We start from the raw sequence: 25,938 nt of genomic DNA, 5'->3' as shown, positions 1-25,938 counted from the left end.
GGTTGGTAGGCGACAACTGCTGTTACCTATGGGTAACATCTTCCGTATGGCGACTCAGGTGCTGGCGATGTGGGAGAAGTTCCGGGGCGTGCCCGGCGGTCAGCGGGCGTTCTCGCTCGCGTTCACCTGGAAGGCGCCGTACTTCCGGTCGATCCGGCCGCGCTTCGTCCAGGTGAGCCCGAACTACGCGTCGCTGGTGCTGCCGAAGCGCCGCGCGGTGCAGAACCACATCGGCACCGTGCACGCGATCGCCGTCTGCAACGGCCTGGAGGCTGCCATGGGCGCTCTGGCCGAGGCGACCGTGCCGAATGGGAAGCGCTGGCTCCCCAAAGACATGGAGGTCGCCTACTTGGCGAAGGCCACGTCCGACCTCACCTGCTCGGCCGAGACCGACCCGGACGCGTGGGCCGCCGGCCCCGACGTACCGGTCCGGGTCAAGGCGACCCGCGACGACGGCACGGTGGTTGTCGAGGGCACCATCAACCTCTGGGTGACCGATAAGAAGTAGCCGTTGTCCGCAGGGGGTATCTGTGTCGCCGGGCCCCGGGGCTTCGTCGTAGGGTCGGGGCGTGACTGATGCTTTGCGACTGGTCGACATCACTGCGGCACACCTCGACGACGTGATCCGCGTCCGGTCCAGGTCGTTCGGGCCGCTGGGGGTGTCGAACCGGGAAGAGTGGATCAAGGACGCGCAGGAGTTCATCGACGGCAACCGGTACGTCGGGGTCGCCGACGGGAACGAAGTGGTTGCCGCGGGCCGGATCTGGGACTTCCGGCAGTGGTGGGGCGGTCGGCAGGTCCCGATGGCCGGCATCGCCAGCGTGGTCGTCTCCCCGGAGTACCGCGGTCGTGGTGTCGGCAGCATGCTGATGCGCGGGGTGCTCGCCCGGAGCGTCGAGCAGGGCTTCCCGCTCACCGCGCTCTACCCGGCGACGACCGTGATCTACCGGCACCTGGGTTACGAGTTCAGCGGCGGTCGCTACCGGTTCTCCTTCCCCGCTGCGGATCTGCGGTCGCTCGGTGGCAAGGACGTGGGCATCCGGCGGGCCGGTCCCGCCGATGCCGGGCGGTTCTTGGAGTTGGTGGCCGAGTCGCACGCGGCGGGCCGGGTCAACGGGCCGCTGGTGTGGGCCGAGTCCAAGGTGGCCGAATGGCTCGAGGACGAGGACAACTTCGGCTACCTCGCCGACGACGGGTTCGTCGTCTACAACTGGCATGACTCGGACCTGCGCATCGACGAGATCGTGGCGGGCTCCGAAGCGACCGCCCGCGCCCTGTGGGCCACCGTCGGTTCCGGCTCGTCGATCGCGACCAACGTCCAGGCCTACATCGCTCCGAACGACCCCGTGCACCTCCTCGTCAACCACGAGGCTGACAAGCACGCCCAACTCCAGCGGTGGATGCTCCGGGTGCTCGACGCTCCGGCGGCCATCGCGGCCCGCGGTTTCGCACCCGGTGCGACGGTGGAGGTCGACCTGGAGCTCGAGGACCTGGAGGTCGGCGGAAACACCGGCCGCTGGCATCTGTCCGTCGCCGACGGCTCGGGTTCGCTGGCGCCGTCCACTGGCGCCGGCGACGCCCTGCGCCTCGGCTCCCGCGGCCTCGCCGCCCTGTACGCCGGTACGCCGCTCGCTGCGCTTCGCCGATCCGGCCTGGCGTCGGGTGGTTCGGCCACCGCGGACGGGCCGATCGACACGGCCTTCGGCGGCGCCACGTCGTACATGCTCGACTTCTTCTGATCACTCCGGCGGGTTCTCGCATCGCGACGGCGGGTCTTCCGATCGCCCTCGGAGGTGGCGGGAATCCGTTGTCCACAGGCCCCGGCGCGTCGATTTCGCGGCCTGTCACCGGGCGTCTAGGGTTGTCGAACAAACGTTCGGAGGTGGTGTTCATGCGAGTGCTCGGCGTTGACCCGGGATTGACCCGGTGCGGCCTCGGCATCGTCGAGGGCACGCCCGGACGGCCTCCGACGCTGATCGCCGTCGGGGTGATCCGGACACCCGCCGACCTGGACGTCGCGAAGCGGCTGGTCCTGATTGAGACGGGGATCGACGAGTGGATCGCCGAGCACCGGCCGGACGCGGTCGCGGTCGAGCGAGTGTTCGCCCAGCAGAACGTGCGGACCGTGATGGGCACCGCCCAGGCGTCCGGAGTGGCGATGGTGGTCGCCGCGCGGCGCGGACTGCCGGTGGCGCTGCACACGCCGAGTGAGGTGAAGGCGGCGGTGACAGGGTCGGGCCGCGCCGACAAGGCGCAGGTGACCACGATGGTGACCCGGATCCTCAAGCTGGCCGAGCGACCGACGCCGGCCGACGCTGCGGACGCGCTGGCCCTGGCAATCTGCCATGTCTGGCGAGGCGGCGTGACGAACCGGCTGCAGGAAGCCTCCGAGGCCCGGGCCAACCTTGAGGCGCAAGCCCAGGCCCAGTCACGCCTCCAGGTCGCGCGTCTGCGCGCCGCGGTGGCGGCCCAGGGCGGCAAGCGATGACTGTTGTTGACCAGGCGATGACTGTTGTTGGGGTAGAGCGGGTCGGAACGCTGGGAGGTTGGGGATGATCGCGTTCGTGCGCGGGCCGGTGGCCGCGATCGGGCTGGACAGCTGCGTGATCGAGGTCGGGGGAGTGGGGCTGCAGCTCTTCTGTCACCCGGGGACGCTGGCGACGCTCAGACCGGGTCAGGAGTTCAAGCTGGCCACGTCGATGGTGGTGCGAGAAGACTCGCTGACCTTGTACGGCTTCACGGACGCCGACGAGAAGGAGCTGTTCGAGCTGCTGCAGACCGCCTCGGGAGTCGGCCCCAAGCTGGCCCAGGCGGCGTTGGCGGTGCTGAGCCCTGATCAGCTTCGGCAGGCGGTGGCGCAGGAGGATCTGGTGATGCTGGTGAAGATCCCCGGTGTCGGCAAGAAGGTGGCGCAGCGACTGGTGCTGGAGCTCAAGGACAAGATCGGCCTGCCATCGAAGACTGTTGCCGGACGGCCGCTGCAGCCGACCGAAGCTTGGCGCGAGCAGGTACACGCAGGTCTGGTCGGGCTCGGCTGGTCGGCCCGCGATGCCGACGACGCGGTGATCGCGGTATCGCCGCTGGCTGCGGGCAGCGCGGAGCCCTCGGTGCCCGACCTGCTCAGGGCCGCGCTCCGCGCGCTTTCGAAGGCGTAGCGGGCGATGGAAGACAACGTCAGGCCGCTGGTGTCCGCGGACGCGATGGATATCGAGGAACGCAAGATCGAGTCCGCGCTGCGGCCGCGCACCCTGGCCGAGTTCGGTGGGCAGCGCCGTGTCAGTGAGCAGCTGGAGCTGGTTCTGCACGCTGCCCGCGGCCGCAATCGCGCGCCCGACCACGTGCTGTTGTCCGGCCCACCCGGGCTTGGCAAGACCACGCTGGCCATGATCATCGCAAGTGAGCTCTCGGCGCCGCTGCGGATCACGAGTGGTCCGGCGATCCAGCATGCCGGTGATCTGGCGGCGATCCTGTCCGGGCTGAATGAGGGCGAAGTCCTGTTCCTCGACGAGATCCACCGGATGTCGCGGCCGGCCGAGGAACTGCTCTACATGGCGATGGAGGACTTCCGGGTCGACGTGATCGTCGGCAAGGGACCCGGGGCCACCGCGATCCCGCTGGAGATCCCGCCGTTCACGCTGGTCGGGGCGACCACCCGGGCGGGCCTGCTGCCTGGGCCGCTGCGGGACCGGTTCGGGTTCACCGGTCACCTGGAGTTCTACGACGCCTCCGAGCTGGAGAAGATCGTCAACCGCTCGGCCGATCTGCTCGAGGTCGACATCACCGCGGAGGGCGGTGCGGAGATCGCCTCCCGGTCGCGGGGGACACCCCGGATCGCGAACCGGTTGCTCCGCCGCGTGCGCGACTACGCGGAGGTGCGGGCCGACGGCATCGTCACCCTCGCGCTGGCCAAGGCTGCCCTCGAGCTCTACGAGGTCGACAGGATGGGCCTGGACCGGCTGGACCGCTCGGTTCTGGACGCTCTCTGCCGCCGCTTCGGCGGCGGACCCGTCGGCCTGTCGACGTTGGCAGTTGCCGTAGGCGAGGAACGCGAAACGGTGGAGGAGGTTGCCGAACCATTCCTGGTCCGCTCCGGCTACTTGGCCCGCACTCCACGCGGCCGCGTAGCCACCCCAGCCGCCTGGCGCCACCTCGGCCTCTCAGTCCCGAAGGGCGCGACCTTTGCCGACACCCTCTTCGATACCGAAGACGAATAGAGCGGCAGGGCTGAGGACCCGGGGCTGGATCGACGCAGACCCGGGTGCCCCACGGGATCAGCGCGGTGCCGCTCGAGACCTCATGTGATTCCTCCCCAGTCGGATACCACCGATGTCACGGTGTAGTCGGACTGTCGCTCACGGTGATCAGATCGGGAAGGGACGTAGACTAGCGTCCAAGGCAGGTCGTCAGTGACGCAAATGTGACCGTGGGTCAAGGTGGCAGTGGTTGCCCCCGGCGTTAGACTCGCCGTTGGCCTGGCTCCAGGCCGTCTCGTCGTACCTGCATGCCGTTTCGCAAGTGCGCGGGCCCCGCTAGCTACGAAGGATTCTGAGTCCCGATGGAACTGATCGCCGCACCGATGGCCTCCTCCGGGGGATCGGGCATCACGCTCCTGCTCCCGCTGATCCTGATCGTCGGGATGATCTGGTTCATGAGCCGCACCCAGCGCAAGCAGCGCCAGCGTCAGGCCGACACGGTCGCCGCGCTGGAGCCGGGCACCAAGGTGGTCACCACCAGTGGCGTGGTCGGCATCGTCGAGGAAGTCGACGACGAGTACGTCACGCTCGAGATCTCCGAGGGCGTGCTGGTGCAGTTCGTCAAGGCGGCGGTCGGCCGGGTGGTCCCCGAAGACGACGACCACGCTGACGACCACGCCGACGAGACCGCGGACGAGACCGTCGCGGAGGCGGCCGAGGAGCCGGTCGTGGCCAAGGATTCCGTCGAGGTGCCGGACGCCGGCGGCGAGAAGGTGCAGGACAAGTCCAAGCTGCCTCCCACGCACACCGAGAACTGATCCACCCCGTCCTAATCGGCGTGCGGCGCGCGAGCGGTCCCTGTGATGCTCGCGCGTGCCCTGTAGCGCAAGGAAGAATTTGACGTGGCAACGACGACGACATCCCGCCCCGGGAGGCTCCTGATCTTCCTGGGAGTCATCCTGGTCCTGTTGTTCGGGATCATGGGCCTCACCAAGAGTTGGAGTCCCAAGCTGGGGCTGGACCTGCGTGGTGGCACCACCATCACGCTGACGGCCGAGTCGCTGGCCGGTGGCGGCCAGGTGACCGCCGAGCAGTTGTCCGAGGCGAAGAACATCATCTCGCAGCGCGTGAACGGCGCCGGTGTCGGCGAGGCCGAGATCACCACCGCCGGCGCCAACCACATCACCGTGGCGGTGCCCGGGTCCAACCAGGACGCCCTGGTGAAGCAGGTCGGCCAGACCGCGCTGCTGTACTTCCGGATCGTCTACGGCAGCCAGCCCGGCGCGCCGGCGCCGACCACGCCGCCGTCACCGACTCCCACCGGGAAGCCGTCGACCACGCCGAAGCCGAGCACCACGCCGAAGGCCAGCACGACGGTCAAGCCGTCGACCTCGGCCACGCCGAAGGGCCGGGCCTGGAGCAGCGTGCTCGCGGCCGCCGACCCGACCCCGACCCCGTCGGCCAAGCCGAGTACTCCGGCCGCCACGCCGTCGCTCCCGCCGGTGACCGGTGACCCGCTGCAGTGGCAGCCGGACGCCGCGACCCAGGCCGCGTTCGCCGCCTTCACCTGCGGGGACAAACCGTCGTCGGAGGACCCGAAGCAACCGCAGATCACCTGTGACCGCGAGGGGACGACGAAGTACCTGCTCGGCCCGGCGATCATGCAGGGCACCGACCTCGCGGACGCCAACGCAGGTATCCCGCAGGGCGGCTTCCAGTGGCAGGTCAACCTGAAGTTCACCGGCGACGGCGGTGACAAGTTCCTCAAGGCCACCACGGCGATCTCCAAGCTGCCGCAGGGCCAGAACCTGTTCGCGATCGTGCTGGACAACGAGGTCATCTCGACGCCGAGCGTCAACAACCCGATCCCCGGCGGTCAGGCCGAGATCAGCGGCAGCTTCACCGAGGCCGAGGCCCGCGACCTGGCGAACGTGCTGAAGTACGGCGCGCTGCCGGTCTCGTTCGACGTCTCCTCGGTCGAGACGATCTCTGCGCAACTCGGCGGCGACCAGCTGGCCGCGGGCATCATGGCCGGCCTCATCGGCCTCGGCCTGGTGGTCCTCTTCTCGTTCCTGTACTACCGCGGCCTCGGGCTCGTCGTCGTGCTGTCGCTGGCGGTGGCTGGACTGCTCACCTACGCGTCCGTGGTGCTGCTCGGCAAGGCGATCGGCTTCACCCTGACACTGGCCGGCATCGCGGGTCTGATCGTGGCGATCGGTATCACCGCCGACTCGTTCGTCATCTACTTCGAACGATTGCGTGACGAGGTCCGGGAGGGCCGCAGCCTGCGCTCCTCGGTGGAGACGGGCTGGGCGCGCGCCAAGCACACCATCATCGCGGCCGACTCGATCTCGCTGCTTGCCGCGGTGGTGCTGTACGTCCTGGCGGTCGGCAGCGTGAAGGGCTTCGCGTTCACGCTCGGCCTGACCACCCTGATCGACCTGCTCGTGGTCTTCATCTTCACCAAGCCGCTCGTGACGCTGCTGGCCCGCACCGACTTCTTCGGTCACGGGCACAAGCTGTCCGGGCTCGACCCCGAGCACCTGGGCGTCGAACGGCTGCCCGGCCAGATGAAACCGACGCCCCGTCCGGCCAAGCCGACGACGCGCAAGCCCGTGGGAGGCGAGGTCTGATGTCGAAGCTCGGAAACATCGGTGCCAAGTTGCACCGCGGTGAGGTCTCCTACGACTTCATCGGCCACAAGAAACTGTGGTTCACCGTCTCGCTGGTGCTGATCGCGATCTCGCTGATCGGGCTGTTCGCCCGCGGCCTGGCGCTCGGCATCGAGTTCAAGGGCGGCGTCGAGTACCAGGCGAACGTCAAGGTCACCAGCAGCACCGTCGACGACTTCACCGCCGCGGTGAAGGCGACCAACGCGAAAGACCTGGGCGACCCGGTCGTCACCACGATCGGCCAGGACAAGGTCCGGGTGCAGACCAAGCCGCTGGCCCAGGACGACATCACCAAGGTCCGGGCCGCCATCGCCAAGGAGGCCGGGGTCTCGCCCGACCAGGTGAGCAACTCCCAGATCGGCGCCTCCTGGGGTTCCCAGATCGCGAACAAGGCGATCCTGGCGCTGATCGTCTTCCTGGTGCTCGTCTTCGCGGTGATCTGGATCTACTTCCGAGAACCCAAGGCGTCGATGGCCGCGATCATCGCACTGTTGCACGACGTGCTGATCACCGTCGGCGTGTACGCGCTGATCGGCTTCGACGTCACGCCCGCCACCGTGATCGGCGTACTGACCATCCTCGGTTACTCGCTGTACGACACGGTCGTGGTGTTCGACAAGATCCGGGAGAACACCCGCGGTATCACCGGGTCGAACCGCTACACCTACAGCGACGCGACCAACCTGGCCGTGAACCAGACGATCGTCCGGTCGATCAACACCACCCTGATCGCGCTGATGCCGGTCGGGTCGATCCTCGTGGTCGGCACCGTCGTACTCGGCACCGGGCCGCTGAAGGACCTGTCGCTGGCGCTGTTCATCGGTATCGCCGTCGGTGCGTACTCGTCGATCTTCATCGCGCCGGCGCTGCTGGCCACCTTCAAGGAGCGTGAGCCGGGCATGCAGGCGCTGCGCCGCCGGGTGCTCGCCAAGCGCGCTGCGGCCGGCACGACCGCCGTTGGCAAGCCGGTGGCGGTCGCTGCCGCTGGAGGTGGCGCGACCGTGGTGACGGACAAGCCGACCGCTGCTGGAGCGAAGGCGGGTGCACCGGCCAAGCAGGACCGGCCGAAGGCGAGTTCGCCGGTGTCCTCGAGCCGCCCGGTGAAGTCGACCAGCGGCGCGGGTCGCCCGCAGCCGACGCGCAAGCCGCGGTCCAAGCGCGGTAAGTGATGCGCTCGCTGGAAGAGGTCCTGAAGGCCGGTATCCGCGACATCCCGGACTACCCGCAGGCGGGGGTGGTGTTCAAGGACATCACCCCGCTGCTGGCGGACCACGACGGCTTCGCCCACGTGGTCCAGGCGCTGGCCGAGTCGGGCAAGGACGAGGACGGCAACGTCGTGGTCGACAAGGTGGTCGGGATCGAGGCCCGTGGCTTCATCCTGGCCGCCCCGGTCGCGCTCGCCCTGGGCGCGGGATTCGTCCCGGTCCGCAAGAAGGGCAAGCTGCCGGCCGCGACGTACGAGGAGTCCTACGCGCTGGAGTACGGCGAGGCGACCATCGAGGTCCACCAGGACGCCTTTGCTCCGGGTGAGCGGGTGCTGGTGATCGACGATGTCCTGGCGACCGGCGGCACGGTCGAGGCCTGCCTCCGGCTGGTACGCCGCTGTGGCGCCGAGGTGGTCGGTACGACGGTGCTGCTGGAGCTGTCTTTCCTGCCGGGCCGGGAGCGGCTCGCGGAGGAGCAGCTAACCGCTCTCGTCACTGTCTGAAGTCACGCGGTCCACTCGGTCGGCGTGTTGTCCACAGGCCGTGTCAGCCGCGTTGGTGGCTTCCCCCTAGACTGGTGGTCTGTCGGCGGAGGGAAACAACGTGGGCGAAGACCCGGCGATGACTTCAGCGGTGCCGGACGTGGTACCGCATGAGCCTCCGCGCGCGCCCGCGAGCCGCCCGGCGGCCAGTCCTTCGCCGTCCCCAGCCGCTGCCGCGCCCCCTGCGGCGCAGCCGCCCCGGATAGCGCCGGCCCGGGTCCGCGCGCGCCTGGCGCGGCTCGGCGGCACCCGGCACCCGAACCGGGCGCCGATGCTGGAGCCGCTGTTCCGGGTCGTCCGTGCGACCCACCCCAAGGCCGACCTGGCGATCATCGAGCGCGCCTACCGGACGGCCGAGAAGTACCACACCGGCCAGCTCCGCAAGAGCGGCGACGCCTACATCACCCACCCGCTCGCGGTGGCGACGATCCTGGCCGAGCTGGGTATGACCGCGCCGACGCTGTGCGCCGCGCTGCTGCACGACACCGTCGAGGACACCGACTACACGATCGACCAGCTGACCAAGGACTTCAGCGAAGAGATCGCCATGCTGGTCGACGGTGTGACCAAGCTGGACAAGGTCAAGTACGGCGAGTCCGCGCAGGCCGAGACGATCCGCAAGATGGTCGTCGCGATGGCCAAGGACATCCGGGTGCTGGTGATCAAGCTCGCCGACCGGCTGCACAACATGCGCACGCTGGGCTTCCTCCGGCAGGAGAAGCAGGAGCGGATCGCCCGCGAGACGCTGGAGATCTACGCCCCGCTGGCACACCGGCTGGGTATGAACACGATCAAGTGGGAGCTCGAGGACCTGTCGTTCTCGACCCTGCACCCGAAGGTGTACGACGAGATCGTCCGGCTGGTCGCCGAGCGCGCCCCGTCCCGCGACGAGTATCTGGCCTCCGTGATCGACCAGGTGCACGAGGACCTGCGCGCCGCGAAGGTGAAGGCCACCGTCACCGGCCGGCCGAAGCACTACTACTCGATCTACCAGAAGATGATCGTCCGCGGCCGCGAGTTCGGCGACATCTACGACCTGGTCGGCATCCGCGTGCTGGTCGAGTCGGTCCGGGACTGCTACGCCGCGCTGGGTGTGCTGCACGCCCGGTGGAACCCGGTGCCCGGCCGGTTCAAGGACTACATCGCGATGCCGAAGTTCAACATGTACCAGTCGCTGCACACCACCGTGATCGGCCCGCAGGGCAAGCCGGTGGAGCTGCAGATCAGGTCGTTCTCGATGCACCGCCGCGCGGAGTACGGCATCGCCGCGCGCTGGAAGTACAAGGAAGACCCGAACTCGCCGGCACCCGAGGTGGGCACCTCGCCGACCTCCGAGGTCGGCGCCCCGAACGAGATGCCGTGGGTCCGGCAACTGGTCGACTGGCAGCGGGAGACCTCCGACCCGTCGGAGTTCCTCGACTCGCTGCGGTTCGAGATCAACAACTCCGAGGTCTACGTCTTCACCCCGCGCGGTGACGTGATGTCGCTGCCGACCGGGTCGTCACCGGTCGACTTCGCCTACGCGATCCATACCGAGGTCGGGCATCGCTGCATCGGTGCCCGGGTGAACGGCCGGCTGGTCCCGCTGGAAAGCACCCTCGAGAACGGCGACGTGGTCGAGGTCTTCACGTCGAAGGCGCAGGGCGCGGGTCCGTCGCGCGACTGGCTCACCTTCGTCAAGAGCCCCCGGGCGCGGAACAAGATCAAGCACTGGTTCAGCAAGGAGCGCCGCGACGAGGCGATCGAGCACGGCAAGGACGCGATCGCCAAGCAACTCCGCAAGGAGGGCCTGCCGCTGCAGCGCCTGCTGTCGCACGAGACCCTGACCGCGGTCGCGAACTCCCTGCGCTACCCGGACGTCACCGGCCTGTATGCCGCCGTCGGCGAGAGCCACGTCAGCGCCCAGGCCGTAGTACGGCGCCTGATCGAGACGTACGGCGGCGAGGAAGGTGCGGCTGAGGAGCTGGCAGAGGGCGTTCGGCTCCCGGCCACGCGGGAGCGCCGCAAGCGCACCGCTCGCGGCGACGCCGGCGTCATCGTCAAGGGCGCCACCGATGTCCTGTCGAAGCTCGCCCGCTGCTGTACTCCGGTGCCGGGCGACGAGATCATCGGGTGGGTCACCCGCGGCGCCGGGGTCTCGGTCCACCGCGCCGACTGCGCCAACGTCGAGAACCTCCAGACCCAACCCGAACGCATCGTCGAGGTCGAGTGGGCCCCCACCGCCCAGTCCGTCTTCCTGGTAGCCATCCAGGTAGAAGCCCTGGACCGGGCCCGCCTCCTCTCCGACATCACCCGGGTCCTCTCCGACTACCACGTCAACATCCTCTCGGCCGCCCTGACCACCACCCGAGACCGCATAGCGAAGTCCCGCTTCACCTTCGAAATGGGCGACCCCACCCACCTTGGCCACGTCCTGAAGGCAGTCCGCTCGGTCGAAGGCGTCTTCGACGTCTACCGAGTAACCCAGTAACCCGCGAAAGTAAGAAATCAGGCGAGGCTTCGGCGGCGGATTCTGAAGGTGTACGTAGGGCGTGCGTGGGCGTCCGAGGTGGGGCTGGAGGTTTCCCAGGCGGCTGTGGTTGCGATGTCCCAGCCGCGTTGGTCGCGCATGTGGCGGGCGAAGGTCTTGAGGTCTCTCACCTCACAACCACAGTCCAGTCGAGCCTCGACCGACACATACGCACCAGTCGGGCGGTCCTCGCACGGGCTGATGCTCCACCGCACCTGATGCTTGTGCTCCTGCAGACCTGTCCGCACCGGATCATGCTGCAGCCCAAGCGCCTTCTCGTATTCATCAATGTCGTCGATGAGAAACAGATCGCTCCGGTAGTGCCCCGGCCAGACCGCATACAGCCGGCTCTCGCCGCGTCGCACCCGGACCTGCACGTGCTCCTCCGGCGGAGACGTCACACCTCCGTCAGCCCCCACCTCGATGTAACAAACCGTCGCCAACTCGAACGGAAAGTTCTCCGACTCACTGGCCAGGCGCATCAGCCTCACCCCCAGGTGGTCAGCTGAAGTCGTTGAGGGCGTTTTGGGCTTGGGCCAGCCATTCTCGGCGGGCTTCGATTGCCTCGCGGGCTTCGGTGGCCTTGCGGGTGTTGCCTTGGGACTCGTACTTGGCGGCCTGCTTCTCCAGGTCGGCGATGAGGGACTGGAGTTGCTTGACGGTGGCCTCGGCGCGGGCCCGGGCTTCGGGGTTGCTGCGGTTCCAGACCTCGTCCTCGGCGGACTTGACGGCCTGCTCGACCGCGCGGAGGCGGCCGTCGATGGCGCGCATCGAGTCGCGGGGGACCTTGCCGATCGCGTCCCATCGGTCGAGGAGCTCGCGGAGCTGCTCGCGGGCGGCCTTGGCGTCCTTGACCGGGAGGATGGCCTCGATCTCCACCAGCAGGGCTTCCTTGGCGGCGAGGTTGGCGACCTGCTCCTGGTTCTCCTCGGCCTGGACCGCGTCGCGGGCGCCGAAGAAGGCGTCCTGGGCGCTGCGGAACCGGGCCCAGAGCTTGTCGTCCACCTCGCGAGGCGCCGGACCGGCGGCCTTCCACTGGCGCATCAGGTCGCGGAAGCGGCCCGAGGTCGGACCCCAGTCGGTGGACGAGGACAACCCCTCGGCCTCGGCGGCCAGGCGTTCCTTCACCACCGCGGCCTCGTCGCGCTTGGAGGACAGCTCTGCGAAGTGCTGCTTGCGGTGCCGGGTGTACGTCGTCCGTGCGGAGGAGAACCGGTGCCACAGCTCGTCGTCGCTCGACTTGTCGAGCCGGGGGAGCGCCTTCCACTCGTCCAGGAGCTCCCGCAGCCGGGTGACGCCGTGCCGCCAGTCGGTGCCGGCGGCGATCGTCTCGGCCTCGGTGGCGATCTTGGTCTTCGCGTCGCGGGCTTCCTCGACCTTGGCGGCGCGTTCGGCCTTGCGCTTCTCACGCTGCTGCGCGACCAGCGGGGTGAGGGCCTCCAGCCGGGTCCGCAGGCCGTCCAGGTCGCCGACGGCCTGGGCCTCGTCGATCGAGCTGGTCACCTTCTTCACGGCGGCGCGGGCGTCGTCGGGGGACACGGTCCCCGCCTGCACGCGCTTCTCCAGCAGGTCCACCTCGAAGGCGAGAGCGTCGTACCGGCGGGTGTAGAAGGCGAGGGCCTCCTCCGGGTTGGCGTCCGGCCACTGGCCGACCGCTCGTTCGCCGTCCTTGGTCCGTACGAAGACCGTTCCGTCCTCTGCTACCCGGCCCCAGCTTTCCTCGGCCACAACTCGCCCCTTCCGGCGGTATGTACTGCGCTCGTGCCCATTCTGGTCAGTCCCCGGTTCAAACCGGGCAGACACAGCCAATCCGGGCGCGTCGGGAGCTCTCCCCACGCGTATCACTGAACAATCACAAACTCCCAGGCGCTACGCAACGGGGTTGCGGTCACAATCCGTCGAACGAGCCGCTATCCGGTTCGATCTCGGTACTGCGTGACCGGTAGCCTTGGGTGGTCCCGAAACGTTCCAGGAAGGTCTGTCGTGCTCATCGCCGGGTTCCCCGCGGGTTCGTGGGGCACGAACTGCTACGTCGTCGCCACCGGCCAGGGCGCGGAGTGCCTCGTCATCGACCCCGGGCAGGACGCCGCCCAGGGGGTCGACGAGGTGGTCCGGGAGAACAGGCTGAAGCCGGTCGCCGTGCTGCTCACCCACGGGCACATCGACCACATGTTCTCGGTCCTCCCGGTCTGCGGCGCCTACGACAGCACCGCCTGGATCCACCCCGACGACCGGTACCTGCTGAGCGACCCGATGGCCGGGATCAGTGCGGAGAGTGCCCGGATGCTGCTCGGCGGTGACCACACGTTCGCCGAGCCGGACGACGTCGCCGAGCTCAAGGACGGCCAGAGCCTCGAGCTCGCGGGCCTGCAGTTCACGGTCGACCACACCCCTGGGCACACCCGGGGCTCGGTCACCTTCACCACGCCGTACGACGGGCCGGAGAACAACGGCGCCGTGCCCGCCATCCTGTTCTCCGGTGACGTGTTGTTCGCCGGGTCGATCGGCCGGACTGATCTGCCAGGCGGCGACCATCCGACCATGCTGCATACGTTGGCCACCAAGATCCTGCCGATGCGCGACGAGATCGTCGTGCTGCCGGGTCATGGCGGCCAGACCACGATCGGCCGGGAGAAGGCGACCAACCCTTACCTGCAGGACCTGGAGACATAGCGCAATGAGCAAGGCCAAACTGTGAGCAAGATCAGCCCCATCAGTGGGTTCCCCGAGTTTCTTCCCGCGGACCGGATCGTCGAGCAGCACTTCCTCGACGTGATCCGGGAGACGTTCGAGCTGCACGGCTTCGCGTCGATCGAGACCCGCGCGGTGGAGCCGGTGGAACGCCTGTCCAACCAGGGCGAGGACGCGGACAAGGAGATCTACGGCGTACGGCGGCTCGGCGCGTCGGCGGACGACGAGGGGCCCGGCCTCGGGCTGCACTTCGACCTGACGGTGCCCTTCGCGCGGTACGTGCTGGAGAACTCCGGCAAGCTCGCGTTCCCGTTCCGGCGCTACCAGATCCAGCGGGTGTGGCGTGGTGAGCGCCCGCAGGAGGGCCGGTTCCGCGAGTTCACCCAGGCGGACATCGACATCGTCGGCGACGGCACGCTGCCGTTCCACTACGAGGTGGAACTGCCGCTGGTGATCGCGGACGCGTTCAGCAAGCTGCCCATCCCGCCGTTCCGGATCCAGGTCAACAACCGGCAGATCCCCGAGGGCTTCTACCGCGGCCTGGGGATCGAGGACGTCGCCGCCGTACTGCGGATCGTCGACAAGCTGGACAAGATCGGCCCGGACAAGGTGACCCAGTTGCTCACCGCAACGGACGGCCCGGGACTGCCGGCGGAGACCGCCAAGCAGGTGCTCCGGCTGGCGGAGATCTCGGCGACGGACGCGTCGTTCGTCGAGCAGGTCCGGGCGCTCGGCGTGCAGCACGAGATCCTGGACGAGGGCCTCGAGCGGCTCGCCGCCATCATGACCGCGGCCAACGAGCACGCGCCCGGTCTGCTGGTCGCCGACCTGAAGATCGCCCGCGGGCTCGACTACTACACGGGCACGGTCTACGAGACCCAGCTGATCGGCCACGAGTCGTACGGTTCGATCTGCTCCGGCGGCAGGTACGACTCGCTCGCCAGCGACGGCAAGACGACCTACCCGGGCGTGGGCATCTCCATCGGTGTCTCCCGCCTGCTTGCCCGGCTGTTCAGCCAGGGGCTGGTGAGGAGCACCCGCAGCACGCCGACCGCAGTACTGGTTGCCTTGAACAACGAAGACGAGCGGGGCGACGCGCTGCGTACGGCGGCCGCGCTGCGGCAGCGGGGGATCCCGGTCGAGGTGGCCCCGGCGGCGGCGAAGTTCGGCAAGCAGATCAAGTTCGCGGATCGCCGCGGGATCCCGTTCGTGTGGTTCTCCACCGAGACCGGTCCCGAGGTCAAGGACATCCGCAGCGGCGAGCAGGTGCCGGCCGACCCGGCCACCTGGACGCCGCCGCCGCAGGACGTACGACCAGGCATCGAAACCCCTCAGGAGAACTCGTGATCCGTACCCATTCCGCAGGCTCCTTGCGAGCCGAGCACACCGGCGAGACCGTCACGCTGGCGGGTTGGGTGGCGCGGCGGCGCGATCACGGCGGCGTGGCGTTCATCGACCTGCGCGACTCCAGCGGCACGGTCCAGGTCGTCATCCGGGACGAGGACGCCGCGCACGGCCTGCGGGCGGAGTACTGCCTGAAAGTCGTCGGCGTCGTCTCCCCGCGGCCCGAGGGCAACGCGAACCCGAACCTGCCGACCGGTGAGATCGAGATCATCACCGAGGAGGTCGAGATCCTCAACGAGGCCGCGCCGCTGCCGTTCCCGGTCGAGGAGCACCACGCGACGCCGGTGAACGAGGAGGTCCGGCTCAAGTACCGGTACCTCGACCTGCGCCGTCAGGGCCCGGGGTCGGCGCTGCGGCTGCGCAGCAAGGTGAACAAGGCCGCCCGGGACGTGCTCGACCGGCACGACTTCGTCGAGATCGAGACGCCGACGCTGACCAAGTCCACCCCTGAGGGCGCGCGGGACTTCCTGGTCCCGGCCCGCCTGCAGCCGGGTTCGTGGTACGCGCTGCCGCAGTCGCCGCAGCTGTTCAAGCAGCTGCTGATGGTGGCCGGGATGGAGCGGTACTTCCAGATCGCGCGCTGCTACCGCGACGAGGACTTCCGCGCCGACCGGCAGCCCGAGTTCACCCAGCTCGACATCGAGATGAGCTTCGTCGACCAGGACGACATCATCGCGCTGTCCGAGGAGGTCCTGGCCGAGCTGTGGAAGCTCGCCGGGTACGAGCTGCAGACGCCGATCCAGCGGATGACGTACGCCGAGGCGATGGCGCGGTTCGGCAGCGACAAGCCGGACCTGCGGATGGGCCTCGAGCTGGTCGAGTGCACCGACTACTTCAAGGACACCCCGTTCCGCGTCTTCCAGGCGCCGTACGTCGGCGCCGTGGTGATGCCGGGTGGCGCCGACCAGCCGCGCAAGCAGCTCGACGCGTGGCAGGACTGGGCCAAGCAGCGGGGCGCTCGTGGTCTGGCGTACGTGCTGGTCGGCCAGGACGGGGAGCTCGGCGGCCCGGTCGCCAAGAATCTGTCGGAGCAGGAGCGCGCGGGACTCGCCGACCACGTCGGGGCGAAGCCGGGGGACTGCGTCTTCTTCGCGGCCGGCCCGGTCAAGTCCTCGCGGGCGTTGCTGGGCGCGGCGCGGCTGGAGATCGGCCGCCGTGGCGGTCTGCTCGACGAGTCGGCCTGGTCGTTCGTCTGGGTCGTGGACGCGCCGCTGTTCGAGCCGGCCGACGAGGCGACGGCCGCCGGCGACGTGGCGGTGGGTTCGGGTGCGTGGACCGCGGTGCACCACGCGTTCACCTCGCCGAAGCCGGATTCGATGGACACCTTCGACACGGACCCGGGCAACGCGCTGGCGTACGCGTACGACATCGTCTGCAACGGCAACGAGATCGGCGGCGGGTCGATCCGTATCCATCGCGAGGACGTGCAGAAGCGCGTCTTCAAGGTGATGGGGCTGACCGACGAGGAGGCGACCGAGAAGTTCGGGTTCCTGCTCGACGCGTTCAAGTTCGGCGCGCCGCCGCACGGCGGGATCGCGTTCGGGTGGGACCGGATCACGGCGCTGCTGGCCGGTACCGAGTCGATCCGCGACGTGATCGCGTTCCCGAAGTCGGGTGGCGGGTTCGACCCGTTGACCGCGGCGCCGGCGCCGATCACCCCGGAGCAGCGCAAGGAGGCCGGCGTCGACGCCAAGCCGGAACCCAAGGGCGAGAAGGCAGAAGCCAAGCAGTAAGAGCCGGGGCCGGCGTCTGACGTCTGTGCGCTCGGGCTGGGCACGCGAGCGGGCTCGCAGCAAGGTTGCTGCGAGCTTGCTCAGCCGTACTCGATGTCGCTGGAGGTGACACGGCCGGCCTTGTCGAGCGTCCGGTAGTCGATCTCCATCGCGTGCTTCTCGTGGATCGCGCCCGGCTGCGAGGCCGTGACGTACCCACTGCCGTTGACCACCGCCACGCCGTACCAAGGTGATGCGCCGCCGGTCCAGCGGATCCTGATCTCGACCCGGGCCACGTCCGGCATGGTGACGAAGGTGAATTCGGTGAAGAGCAGAGTGGACCGGCCGTCGGGCAGGTCTCTGATCGTCCAGCTTCCGTTGATCGGCTCGGCCGCGTTCAGCGGCAGGGCCTTTTCGCGAGAGGTGCCGGCCAGGGCCGGGTCGAAGATGTCTGCCAGTTGCGAGTCGAGGCACTCGACCCAGACGTTCCTCCGGGTGGTGAAGGTCTGCAGCAGCATCCGGTCCCTGGCCGGACGGAGCTCGCCGTCCTGACCCGGGAGAACCTTCAGCCAGCGAGCCTGGTGGACCGTGGCCGTCTCGGCATCGGCCGGGGTGGCCGGGTTCGGCGCCCCTGTCGCTGCGGCTGACTTCTGCAGGCACTGCCGCGCGGCTGCCTTTGCCTCTGCGCCCGAGGCCGGCCCGAGATCGAGCGACACCTGCCGCGACTTGCCGGCTGGGACCTTCTGCACCTGCGCGGGGCTTGGCGTGATCGTCGCGGGCGCGGAGGCGACACCGGATCCGTCGCCGCCCGACCCATCACCGCCGGTCCGGGTCAGGACCACGACACCGATCGTGATCACCGCGATTCCGCAGGCCGCGGCCAGCGCGGGGACCCAGACGAACCGCCGGCGCCGGCTGCTCCGGGCGTCCTCCACGAGCCGGCCACGGATCCGGTCCGCGTAGTCTCGGTCGATTTCTTCGACCGGGGGTGGGGTGGTGAGGTTCATCGGGTCTCCTCCGGTCCGGTCTGGTCCAGCAGTGCGGGCAGGCGGCGCCGGGCCCGGGACAGCCGCGCCTTCACGGTCCCTTCGGCGACCCCCAGTACCACGGCCGCTTCGGCGACAGACAGTTCCGCCCAGTACACGAGCTCGACGGTCTCGCGCTCGTGAGCGGGCAGCTTCGACAGGGCCTGCCGGACCGTCTGGATCTGTTTCTCGGAGTCCACCCGGGCGGCGACGGCCTCGGCGTGGTCCGGATGATGCAGGGGATGCTGGCGGCTGATGAACTGCGCGAGCCGACGCCTGGCCCGGGTCGTGTTGCGCAGTTCGTTGCGGGCGATCGTGAGCAACCAAGCCCTGGCCGTGCCGTGCACGAGCGGGCCCGGATCCGACCGGGTGAACTGCCGCCACACGGTGATGAACGTCGCCTGTACCGTGTCGTCGGCGAACCCGTAACTGCCGGTATGACGAACCGCGTATGCGTGCACGACACCGGAGTACCGGCTGAACAGGTCGCCGAGGGCCTCCGGCTCGTGGCGGCGCAGTGCGTCCCACAACTCGTGGTCGGTCGGTCCGGGTGGACCCGCGGGCGGCGCGGCAGGCGGAGGCTTGTCCTGCCTGCTCGAGGTCATGGTCATACCCAACAGGGTCCGCGGGTCTGGATCAGGTTGCCGCGACTTGCTGGGGCCTTGCCCGGATCCAGGTCTGGTCAGGCGTCAGGTAGTCGACCAGTTCCAGCCCGGAGGCACGCAACTGATCGGTGAGCTGCTGCTCGGTGAGGTTCTGGACCAGGATGTCCTGGGACCAGGTCTCCTCGCCGACGGTGTGGGTCATCGTGGCCGCCTGCCGGTCACCGGGTAACTGCTGGACATCGGAGATCACGAGCCGGTGGTTCTCCCGCTCCAGTACTGCGTTCTGCGCGAAGGAGCGGCGGTCGTGCTGCTGGAGCAACACCGTGCCGTCGGGCTTCACGTGCCGGGCACAGGTGTCCAGGAGGCCGCGGCGGGCGTCGTCGTCAGGGACGTTGATCAGGAACGACATCATCAGCACAAGGTCGAACCGACGGTCCAGGCGCAGGTCCTCGATCGTCGAGCAGAGTGTCTCGGTCTCGGTGATCCGGGCGACCATGTCGGGTGATTCGTCGACAGCGAGCACCTGGTGGCCCAGGGCGAGGAGCGGCCGGGTGATCCGGCCGGTGCCGCAGCCGAGCTCGAGGATGCTGCTCCTCGGGGAGAGCACGGCGTTGATCAGTTGGTCCTCGCCCCGAGCCTCAGCGCGCTCGTACATCTCGATCGGGCTCCCGTCGGGACTGATCGGCCCCGGTCCGCTGCCGCCCTGGCCGACTCTGTTCGGTATCACCATGCCGATGACCCTCGCGGACGCCTTCCCCGCTGTCCAGACATTCGCCAGGAAGCGAAAGTTGTTCCAGCTCTGACCGGAGGGGTGCTTCGTATACGATAGACCGGGTGACTTCGAACTCGGTGCTCGTGGGGGACAGCCATCTGCCGCTGCGTGACGTGGTGGCGGCAGAGCTGCGCCGGTTGATCCTGGACGGTTCGCTGAAGCCGGGGGATCGGCTGGTGGAGGATCGGCTGGCCCAGCAGTTGGGAGTGTCGCGCAACCCGATCCGCGAGGCGATGCGGGTGCTGGAGGCGGAGGGATTCCTCGACGTGGTGTCCCGCCGGGGGGCCTTCGTGGCCAAGCTGACCGCGCGCCAGGCCGACGACCTCTTCCATGTCCGGTTGGCGCTCGAGCCCCTCGGAGCTCGGCTCGCGGCCTCCGCCGAGGAGCCTGAAGCCGCCCTACTCACGAGAGCCTGGGCGATTCTCGACCTGGTGAACGTGTCCGGCCCGGACCAGGACCGCGACACGCTGGCGACCCTGCACACCGAACTGCACTCGCTGATCTTCGAGATGACCCGGAACGACTACCTGATCGCGATCGCGATCCCGATGGTGAAGCGCGGCCAGTGGCTACTGCGCCAGAACGCCCAGCTGCAGACGCCGTCGGCCTGGTCCGAGCACTACGGCCTGATCGCGGCGATCGAGGCCGGCGACCCCGACCTCGCCGAGGCCGCCGCCCGCCACCACGTGCTCAGCGTCCGAAGCTCCCTCCGTCCCCGGCTCGAGCCGGCCTGACAGGGTCACCCTGGGCAGCTAGCAGCGCCGCAGGGCCCGCTCTACACCGTATACAGTCCCGCGCCACCGAACATACGGCCTCCGACCCGCCGAGAGGCTTCGGTTTCGCTGCGGTGACGTCGCGCCCTCGTTGTTTTACGGGGAGATGGGCTGAGTCGCCGCCTTCGTGCAGGTTGAGACGAAACCAGCTCGTGGCGGAGGCGAAACACGCATGTAGCACGAACCGTATACAACATACGGAAGAGCTTCCGTGCCAGCCCAAGGAGCACGTCCATGGACCAGCAAGACCTCCACCTCACCTCCGCGGCCTTCGGCCCCGCCCTCCGCCGGCCGCTCTCCCGCCGCCGGCTGCTCGGGCTGGGCGGCGGACTCGCCGCCGGCCTCGCCCTCGCGCCCCTGCTCTCGGCCTGCGGTGCCGATGACACCGCGTCGACGGCGTCGATCGGCAGCAGCGGCGGCACCCTGACGATGGGCATCAACGCGACCCCGGACACCCTCGACCCCGGTGCGACCGGCCTCGCGCTCACGCTGCTCATCTCGTTCGCGCTGTTCGACCCGCTGGTCTACTGGCTGCCGGACGGCAAGGGCGGGAGCGCCTTCCATCCCGGCCTGGCGGAGTCTTGGACGATCTCGCCCGACGCTTCCGTCTACACGTTCAAACTGCGCAAGGGCGTCACCTTCCACGACGGAACGGCGTTCACGGCGGCCGCGGTCAAGGCGACGTACGACCACGTGGTCGACCCGAAGACGAAGTCCAAGAGCGGCCTCGGCGCCCTCGGTCCGTACAAGGAGACCAAGATCCTGGACGACTACACCGTTCAGATCGTCTTCACGGCGCCGAACGCGTCGTTCCTGCACCAGCAGGCGGCCGGCAACTTCGGCATCTCCTCACCGGCGGCGCTGACCAAGTACGGCCCCACCGGCTTCGGCAACAACCCGGTCGGGACCGGACCCTTCACCTTCGACAGCTACCAGGCCGGCAGCCAGCTCACGCTGCTGAAGAACCCGAAGTACAGCTGGGGTCCGAAGGCGCTCGGCGACGGTCCGGCCAAGCTCGACAAGCTCGTCTTCCGGATCGTCACGGACGACAGCGGCCGCTACAACGCGTTGCAGAGCGGGCAGTTGCAGATCGCCATGAACCTGCCGCCCAACAACATCTCCGCCGCGCAGAAATCCGGCAAGTATCAGCAGTTGCTGGTGCCCTCGATCGGCACGCCGCTCGGGATGCCGATCAACGTCGCGAAGCCGCCCACCGACGATCCGCTGGTCCGTCAGGCGATCCTCTACGCCGTCGACCAGGACGCGATGGTCAAGAGCGTGCTGTACGACGTGTACAAGCCGGCCCACAACGTGCTGACGCCGATCACCCCCGGGTTCAGCGAGTCGGCGAGCAAGCTCTACTCGCACGACCCGGACAAGGCGGCGGCCCTGCTCGACCGGGCCGGCTGGTCCGTCGGCGAGGGCGGCACCCGGACCAAGAACGGCCAGAAGCTGAACCTCGACATCATCCTGTTCAGCGGTGGCGGCCTCGAACTGCCGACCCAGTTCGTCGTCTCGGAACTCCAGAAGGTCGGGTTCAGCGCCAGTACCAGCGTCCAGCCGTTCGCCACCGCGCAGGCCAGCTTCAACTCCGGCGCGCACAACCTCGGCTCCTTCGGCTACTACGGCGCCGACCCGTACCTGCTCAACATCTGGGTCAACTCGAACGCGATCGAGTCCGGCTTCAACTGGTCGCACTACAACAACCCGGGGATCGACAAGCTGATCGCGACGGCCAACGCGACCGCGGCCGACGCCGCCCGCGACGGTCTCTACGAGCAGGTCGGCACCAAGCTCATGCAGGACTCGATGTTCCTGCCGCTGTGGGATGTCGCGGGTGCCTTCACGATGTCGCCGAAGGTGAAGAGCCTGCACCAGACGCTGAACGGCTACCTGGCGTTCCACAGCGCCACTGTCGGCTGATGACGCTGTTCATCCTGCGCCGGCTCGGCGCCGCGATCCCGGTCGTGGTGGGGATCACCGTGATCTCGTTCGCGCTCGTCCACATCGTGCCGGGCGACCCGGCCAAGGTGATCCTCTACGGCTCGAACGCCTCGCCGGAGCAGATCGCCCTGCTCCGTCAGCAACTCGGCCTGGACGCGCCGATCTGGAAGCAGTACGCCGATTTCGCCGTCCACCTCCTGCACGGCGACCTGGGGACGTCGTTCCTGACCCAGAACCCGGTGGCCTACGAACTGCTGTCCCGGGCGCCGAGCACGCTGATCCTCACCGCGTCGTCGATGCTGGTCGCGGTACTCGTCGGCGTCCCGCTGGGCCTGGTCGCGGGACAGCGGCCCGGCTCGGTGCTGGACACGATCGCCCGCTGGGTCTCGTTCGTCGGCGTCGCGGTGCCGTACTTCTTCCTCGCCCTGCTGCTCGTGCTCGTCTTCAGCGTCAAGCTGGGCTGGCTGTCCGCGATCGACGACGGTACGGCGAAGAGCCTCATCCTGCCGGCCGTGTCCCTCGGGTGGGGCTACGCCGCGATCCTCACCCGGCTGGTCCGCGGCCGGGTCATCGACGAACTGCGCAGCGACTACGTGAAGTCGGCCCGGGCCAGGGGGAGCAGCGAGCGCAGGGTGCTGCTGCGGCACGTGCTGCGCAACTCCTCGGTCCCGGCCGTCACCACGATCGGCCTGCAGTTCGGCAACATCCTGACCGGAGCCGCCATCACCGAGGTGATCTTCGGCCGCGCCGGTCTGGGCAGCTTCCTGGCCACCTCGATCACCAGCAAGAACATCCCCGTCGTCCAGGGAGCCGTCGTGGTGATCGGGATCGGTTACGTCGTGATCAACCTCGCCGTCGACCTGGTCGTCGGCGCCATCGACCCGCGGACCAGGCAGGAGGCCACCGCATGACCTCGCTCGATCCGCTCAGTGTCGGCGCCCTGCACGTCCGCGTCTCCAGGCCGGCCCGCCGGTCCCGAAAGGGGCTCAGAGCAACGATTGGCGGGGCTGCGCTGGCCGCGGCGGTCCTGCTGGTACTGATCGTGCTCGCCGCTCCCGGCCTGCTCGCTCACGTCAGCCCGGTCGCGACCAGCGATGCCAACCTCCAAGGTCCCAGTGGCGCTCACTTGTTCGGCACTGATCTGCTCGGCCGCGACGTCTTCAGCCGCACCGTGTACGGCGCGCGCCCGGTGCTGCTGGCAAGCCTGCTCGGCGTACTGCTCGCCACCGCGTCAGGCGTCGCGATCGGTGTGCTCGGCGGGGTCGCACCACGGCTCGTCAATGCCCTGGTGATGCGTCTGGTCGACGTGTTCCTCGCACTGCCCGTGCTGCTCATCGCCCTCATCCTGATCGCGACGGCCGGGTCGGGAGTACGCAGCATCGTGCTGGCGATCGGCGTCGCCTTCACGCCCGGATTCGCCCGTGTGGTGGAGTCCTCGGTCCGCAGGCTGCGCAAGGCCGAGTACGTCGAGGCGGCCCGGGTGTTCGGATCGAGCACGTTGCGGACCTCCTGGCGCCATCTGCTGCCGAACCTGCTCACCGAGGTCGTGGTGCTCGGCAGCAGCGCGATCGGGTGGGGCGTGCTGACCGCCACGACGCTGAGCTTCCTCGGACTCGGCGTCCGGCTGCCGGCGCCGGACTGGGGCAGCGACCTGGCGGCGGGCGCGACGAACCTGGCCGATGCCTGGTGGCTCTCGACCTTCCCCGGGCTGGCGATCATGGCGACGATCCTGCTCGCCAACTTCTCCGGCGACCACCTGATGCGGGTCCTCGACCCGCGCGCGCGGCTGGGCCGCGGCTTCCGGCACCTCGCCACCCGTCTTTCCCGTCCTGGAGGTGAGACCAGATGAGCCTGCTCGAGGTCACCGGTCTGAGCACCGAGATCGACACCCGGCAAGGCCGGATCCGGCCGGTCGACAACGTCACCTTCTCCGTCGACGCGGGCGAGACGCTCGGGGTGGTGGGGGAGTCCGGTTCCGGCAAGACGATGACCGGGATGTCGATCATGCGGTTGCTGCCGCCCGGCGGCGAGATCGTCGGCGGCTCGATCCGGCTGGACGGGCAGGAGCTCACCGGGCTGGACGAGGGCCGGATGCGCGGCCTCCGGGGCAACCGGCTGGCGATGATCTTCCAGGACCCGATGACGTCGCTGAACCCGGTCCGGACGGTCGGCAGCCAGCTTCGCGAGGCGTACCGGATCCATCGGGGTGGCAGCCGTGCGGCAGCGACCGCCCGGGCCACGGACGTCCTCGGCCTGGTCGGGATGCCGCGGCCGCGTGAGCGGCTGGACGACTACCCGCACCAGCTGTCCGGCGGGATGCGGCAGCGGGTGATGATCGCGCTCGGGCTGATGTGCGACCCCGGCCTGCTGATCGCCGACGAGCCGACCACCGCGCTCGACGTCTCGATCCAGGCGCAGATCCTGACCCTGATCGACGACCTCAAGTCGCAGTTGTCGATGGGTGTTCTGCTGGTCACCCACGACATGGGCGTGATCGCGGAGTACGCGGACCGGGTCGCGGTCATGTATGGCGGCCGGATGGTCGAACAGGCCGGCGTCCAGGAGTTGTTCGCCGCGCCCAGGCACCGCTACACCGAGGCGTTGCTGGCGGCGATGCCGACGCTCGAGCTGGATCGGAGTGCGGATCTCGCGACCATTCCGGGAGCACCGCCGAAGTTGCTGGACCTGCCGCCACAGTGCCGCTTCGCTCCGCGGTGCGCCTTCGCCACGGACGACTGCCGGAGTACGGATCCAGCCCTGGTGCCGGCAGCACCGGGGAGCGAGCATTTGTATGCCTGCTTCCACCCGACCGAGGTGAAGGCGCAGGAGGTCGTGGTGGCCGATCGTGCCGGAACCGAGCTTCGGCAGGAGCCGCGCGGTAGCGACTCGCTGGTGCAGCTCTTCGACGTACACAAGAAGTTCGGGCTGAGGTCGCGGCGGCCGTTCGGGCCGAAGCGGGCCGTGCATGCGGTGTCGGGGGTGACCTTGACGATCGCGGCCGGGGAGACCTTCGGCATCGTCGGGGAGTCCGGCTGCGGCAAGACCACGATCGGCCGGATGCTGGTCGGCCTCGAGCGCCCGAGCAGCGGATCGGTCACCTTCGACGGGCGCGATCTCGCCGCGCAGGGCCGGAACGTGCTGCGCCGACGCCGGCGGGATCTGCAGATGATGTTCCAGGACTCCGCCGCGGCCCTGGATCCGCGGATGACCGTGGCCGCTCTGATCGAGGAACCGCTGGTCGCCCAAGGAGTCGGTACCAGGCGCGAGCGGCGCCGGACCGTCGCCGAGTTGCTGGACGCGGTCGGGTTGCCGCCGGACGCCGCGCAGCGGTACCCGCACGAGTTCTCCGGCGGTCAGCGGCAACGCATCGCGATGGCCCGCGCACTCGCGCTCCGGCCGAAGGTGATCGTCGCCGACGAGCCCGTCTCGGCTCTGGACGTCTCGGTCCAGGCGCAGATCCTCAACCTGATGCGCTCGCTGCAGGACCGGTACGGTCAGACGTACGTCGTGATCTCCCACGACCTGTCCCTGCTGAAGTACCTGGCCGACCGGATCGGGGTGATGTACCTCGGCCGGCTCGTCGAGCTCGGCGCGAGCGAGGACGTCTACAGCGCACCCCGGCATCCCTACACGGCCGGACTGATCAAGGCCATTCCGCTGCCCGAGTCGGCGAAGGCGGGCACCGAGCGAGCCGTCGGGCTCGGTGGAGAACTGCCCTCCGCGATCGATCCGCCCAGTGGGTGCCACTTCCGGACCCGTTGCCCGCTCGCCACCGATCGCTGCGCCGAAGAGGTGCCGACGCTTACCGCCGGCGACGGCCTGCACGCGGTCGCCTGTCACCACCCCCTGACCACCGAACCCCTGTCCATCGAACTGACGCCGGTGAGGTAG

23 protein-coding genes are annotated in these 25,938 nt (G+C 68.9%); 18 read left to right on the top strand and 5 right to left on the bottom strand.

All coding sequences use genetic code 11. The annotated features are described in order from the left end of the window. The first annotated feature begins 46 nt into the window (after window positions 1-46). The 10 genes from EV644_RS14605 to EV644_RS14560 all read left to right on the top strand — a co-directional run bounded on the left by EV644_RS14605 (window position 47) and on the right by EV644_RS14560 (window position 11,082). Entirely contained in the window at window positions 47-508 is a 462-nt protein-coding gene (locus tag EV644_RS14605; protein WP_132188784.1) for a hotdog fold domain-containing protein, read from the top strand. Between the two features lie 61 nt (window positions 509-569). Continuing rightward, window positions 570-1,739, top strand: a complete 1,170-nt coding sequence (locus EV644_RS14600; RefSeq protein ID WP_132188783.1) for a GNAT family N-acetyltransferase — start codon at window positions 570-572, stop codon at window positions 1,737-1,739. Window positions 1,740-1,891: 152 nt separating this feature from the next. Beyond that, window positions 1,892-2,488: a crossover junction endodeoxyribonuclease RuvC gene (gene ruvC, locus EV644_RS14595; RefSeq protein WP_132188782.1), complete on the top strand. Its 597-nt coding sequence runs from the start codon at window positions 1,892-1,894 to the stop codon at window positions 2,486-2,488. 64 nt (window positions 2,489-2,552) lie between these two features. Then, the gene (gene ruvA / locus EV644_RS14590; protein WP_132188781.1) at window positions 2,553-3,155 is read left to right on the top strand and encodes a Holliday junction branch migration protein RuvA; all 603 of its coding nucleotides are present in this window, start codon (window positions 2,553-2,555) and stop codon (window positions 3,153-3,155) included. 6 nt (window positions 3,156-3,161) lie between these two features. Further along, window positions 3,162-4,214 carry a Holliday junction branch migration DNA helicase RuvB gene (ruvB, locus tag EV644_RS14585; protein ID WP_132188780.1) on the top strand — a complete coding sequence of 351 codons (1,053 nt, stop codon included), beginning with the start codon at window positions 3,162-3,164 and terminating at the stop codon, window positions 4,212-4,214. A 341-nt stretch (window positions 4,215-4,555) separates the two neighbouring features. After that, window positions 4,556-5,011 carry a preprotein translocase subunit YajC gene (yajC, locus tag EV644_RS14580; protein WP_132188779.1) on the top strand — a complete coding sequence of 152 codons (456 nt, stop codon included), beginning with the start codon at window positions 4,556-4,558 and terminating at the stop codon, window positions 5,009-5,011. 84 nt (window positions 5,012-5,095) lie between these two features. Next, complete coding sequence (gene secD, locus EV644_RS14575; RefSeq protein WP_199239811.1) at window positions 5,096-6,826, top strand: protein translocase subunit SecD; 1,731 nt, start codon at window positions 5,096-5,098, stop codon at window positions 6,824-6,826. Continuing rightward, entirely contained in the window at window positions 6,826-8,034 is a 1,209-nt protein-coding gene (gene secF / locus EV644_RS14570; protein WP_132188778.1) for a protein translocase subunit SecF, read from the top strand. The genes secD and secF overlap by 1 nt, the downstream gene beginning before the upstream one ends. Then, window positions 8,034-8,573, top strand: a complete 540-nt coding sequence (locus EV644_RS14565) for an adenine phosphoribosyltransferase (protein ID WP_132188777.1) — start codon at window positions 8,034-8,036, stop codon at window positions 8,571-8,573. Before secF ends, EV644_RS14565 begins: the two co-directional genes overlap by 1 nt. A 118-nt stretch (window positions 8,574-8,691) precedes the next feature. Continuing rightward, window positions 8,692-11,082: a RelA/SpoT family protein gene (locus tag EV644_RS14560; protein WP_439649163.1), complete on the top strand. Its 2,391-nt coding sequence runs from the start codon at window positions 8,692-8,694 to the stop codon at window positions 11,080-11,082. A gap of 17 nt (window positions 11,083-11,099) precedes the next feature. On the opposite strand, the gene EV644_RS14555 is transcribed toward EV644_RS14560, so the two are convergent. Both EV644_RS14555 and EV644_RS14550 read right to left on the bottom strand, forming a co-directional pair. Further along, the gene (locus tag EV644_RS14555; protein WP_132188775.1) at window positions 11,100-11,603 is read right to left on the bottom strand and encodes a hypothetical protein; all 504 of its coding nucleotides are present in this window, start codon (window positions 11,601-11,603) and stop codon (window positions 11,100-11,102) included. Window positions 11,604-11,622: 19 nt separating this feature from the next. Then, window positions 11,623-12,849, bottom strand: a complete 1,227-nt coding sequence (locus EV644_RS14550; protein WP_132188774.1) for a DUF349 domain-containing protein — start codon at window positions 12,847-12,849, stop codon at window positions 11,623-11,625. A gap of 255 nt (window positions 12,850-13,104) precedes the next feature. Here EV644_RS14550 and EV644_RS14545 point away from each other — a divergent pair, with 255 nt between their 5' ends. Genes EV644_RS14545 through aspS form a run of 3 tightly spaced genes read left to right on the top strand, consistent with a single transcriptional unit; the run spans window position 13,105 to window position 16,949 of the window. Beyond that, entirely contained in the window at window positions 13,105-13,794 is a 690-nt protein-coding gene (locus tag EV644_RS14545; RefSeq protein WP_132188773.1) for an MBL fold metallo-hydrolase, read from the top strand. Between the two features lie 21 nt (window positions 13,795-13,815). Next, complete coding sequence (hisS, locus tag EV644_RS14540; protein WP_132188772.1) at window positions 13,816-15,159, top strand: histidine--tRNA ligase; 1,344 nt, start codon at window positions 13,816-13,818, stop codon at window positions 15,157-15,159. After that, window positions 15,156-16,949 carry an aspartate--tRNA ligase gene (gene aspS, locus EV644_RS14535; RefSeq protein ID WP_132188771.1) on the top strand — a complete coding sequence of 598 codons (1,794 nt, stop codon included), beginning with the start codon at window positions 15,156-15,158 and terminating at the stop codon, window positions 16,947-16,949. Before hisS ends, aspS begins: the two co-directional genes overlap by 4 nt. An 80-nt stretch (window positions 16,950-17,029) precedes the next feature. Here aspS and EV644_RS14530 read toward each other — a convergent pair whose 3' ends face one another. From EV644_RS14530 to EV644_RS14520, 3 genes are read right to left on the bottom strand one after another with little or no spacing between them, the layout of a single operon-like run. Further along, on the bottom strand, window positions 17,030-17,935 hold the full coding sequence (locus EV644_RS14530) for a hypothetical protein (protein WP_132188770.1): 906 nt from the start codon (window positions 17,933-17,935) through the stop codon (window positions 17,030-17,032). Beyond that, window positions 17,932-18,564: an RNA polymerase sigma factor gene (locus EV644_RS14525; RefSeq protein ID WP_241998151.1), complete on the bottom strand. Its 633-nt coding sequence runs from the start codon at window positions 18,562-18,564 to the stop codon at window positions 17,932-17,934. The genes EV644_RS14530 and EV644_RS14525 overlap by 4 nt, the downstream gene beginning before the upstream one ends. A gap of 25 nt (window positions 18,565-18,589) precedes the next feature. After that, the gene (locus tag EV644_RS14520) at window positions 18,590-19,288 is read right to left on the bottom strand and encodes a class I SAM-dependent methyltransferase (protein WP_132188769.1); all 699 of its coding nucleotides are present in this window, start codon (window positions 19,286-19,288) and stop codon (window positions 18,590-18,592) included. A 104-nt stretch (window positions 19,289-19,392) separates the two neighbouring features. Between EV644_RS14520 and EV644_RS14515 the strand changes: the two genes are divergently transcribed. The 5 genes from EV644_RS14515 (at window position 19,393) to EV644_RS14495 (ending at window position 25,938) form a co-directional block, all read left to right on the top strand. Continuing rightward, a complete protein-coding gene (locus EV644_RS14515) occupies window positions 19,393-20,064 on the top strand; it encodes a GntR family transcriptional regulator (RefSeq protein WP_132188768.1) in 672 nt (223 codons plus the stop codon). Between the two features lie 273 nt (window positions 20,065-20,337). Next, window positions 20,338-22,026: an ABC transporter substrate-binding protein gene (locus EV644_RS14510; RefSeq protein WP_132188767.1), complete on the top strand. Its 1,689-nt coding sequence runs from the start codon at window positions 20,338-20,340 to the stop codon at window positions 22,024-22,026. Beyond that, window positions 22,026-22,958: an ABC transporter permease gene (locus tag EV644_RS14505; RefSeq protein ID WP_132188766.1), complete on the top strand. Its 933-nt coding sequence runs from the start codon at window positions 22,026-22,028 to the stop codon at window positions 22,956-22,958. The genes EV644_RS14510 and EV644_RS14505 overlap by 1 nt, the downstream gene beginning before the upstream one ends. Continuing rightward, window positions 22,955-23,896 (top strand): ABC transporter permease, encoded by a 942-nt coding sequence (locus EV644_RS14500; protein ID WP_132188765.1) that lies wholly within the window; start codon window positions 22,955-22,957, stop codon window positions 23,894-23,896. The genes EV644_RS14505 and EV644_RS14500 overlap by 4 nt, the downstream gene beginning before the upstream one ends. Then, window positions 23,893-25,938 (top strand): dipeptide ABC transporter ATP-binding protein, encoded by a 2,046-nt coding sequence (locus tag EV644_RS14495; RefSeq protein ID WP_132188764.1) that lies wholly within the window; start codon window positions 23,893-23,895, stop codon window positions 25,936-25,938. The genes EV644_RS14500 and EV644_RS14495 overlap by 4 nt, the downstream gene beginning before the upstream one ends.

Source organism: Kribbella orskensis (assembly GCF_004342085.1).
Classification (GTDB): domain Bacteria; phylum Actinomycetota; class Actinomycetes; order Propionibacteriales; family Kribbellaceae; genus Kribbella; species Kribbella orskensis.
Note: the sequence above shows the minus strand (reverse complement) of the source record. Positions and strands in the feature narration are given on the sequence as shown.

Bases quoted from the DNA above. Each gene is read 5' to 3' on its own strand.
- EV644_RS14605 (WP_132188784.1), top strand. From the start codon at position 47: ATGGCGACTCAGGTGCTGGCGATGTGGGAGAAGTTCCGGGGCGTGCCC.
- ruvC (WP_132188782.1), top strand. From the start codon at position 1,892: ATGCGAGTGCTCGGCGTTGACCCGGGATTGACCCGGTGCGGCCTCGGC.
- ruvA (WP_132188781.1), top strand. From the start codon at position 2,553: ATGATCGCGTTCGTGCGCGGGCCGGTGGCCGCGATCGGGCTGGACAGC.
- ruvB (WP_132188780.1), top strand. From the start codon at position 3,162: ATGGAAGACAACGTCAGGCCGCTGGTGTCCGCGGACGCGATGGATATC.
- yajC (WP_132188779.1), top strand. From the start codon at position 4,556: ATGGAACTGATCGCCGCACCGATGGCCTCCTCCGGGGGATCGGGCATC.
- secF (WP_132188778.1), top strand. From the start codon at position 6,826: ATGTCGAAGCTCGGAAACATCGGTGCCAAGTTGCACCGCGGTGAGGTC.
- EV644_RS14565 (WP_132188777.1), top strand. From the start codon at position 8,034: ATGCGCTCGCTGGAAGAGGTCCTGAAGGCCGGTATCCGCGACATCCCG.
- EV644_RS14560 (WP_439649163.1), top strand. From the start codon at position 8,692: ATGACTTCAGCGGTGCCGGACGTGGTACCGCATGAGCCTCCGCGCGCG.
- EV644_RS14555 (WP_132188775.1), bottom strand. From the start codon at position 11,603: ATGCGCCTGGCCAGTGAGTCGGAGAACTTTCCGTTCGAGTTGGCGACG.
- EV644_RS14530 (WP_132188770.1), bottom strand. From the start codon at position 17,935: ATGAACCTCACCACCCCACCCCCGGTCGAAGAAATCGACCGAGACTAC.
- EV644_RS14525 (WP_241998151.1), bottom strand. From the start codon at position 18,564: ATGACCATGACCTCGAGCAGGCAGGACAAGCCTCCGCCTGCCGCGCCG.
- EV644_RS14520 (WP_132188769.1), bottom strand. From the start codon at position 19,288: ATGGTGATACCGAACAGAGTCGGCCAGGGCGGCAGCGGACCGGGGCCG.
- EV644_RS14510 (WP_132188767.1), top strand. From the start codon at position 20,338: ATGGACCAGCAAGACCTCCACCTCACCTCCGCGGCCTTCGGCCCCGCC.
- EV644_RS14505 (WP_132188766.1), top strand. From the start codon at position 22,026: ATGACGCTGTTCATCCTGCGCCGGCTCGGCGCCGCGATCCCGGTCGTG.
- EV644_RS14500 (WP_132188765.1), top strand. From the start codon at position 22,955: ATGACCTCGCTCGATCCGCTCAGTGTCGGCGCCCTGCACGTCCGCGTC.
- EV644_RS14495 (WP_132188764.1), top strand. From the start codon at position 23,893: ATGAGCCTGCTCGAGGTCACCGGTCTGAGCACCGAGATCGACACCCGG.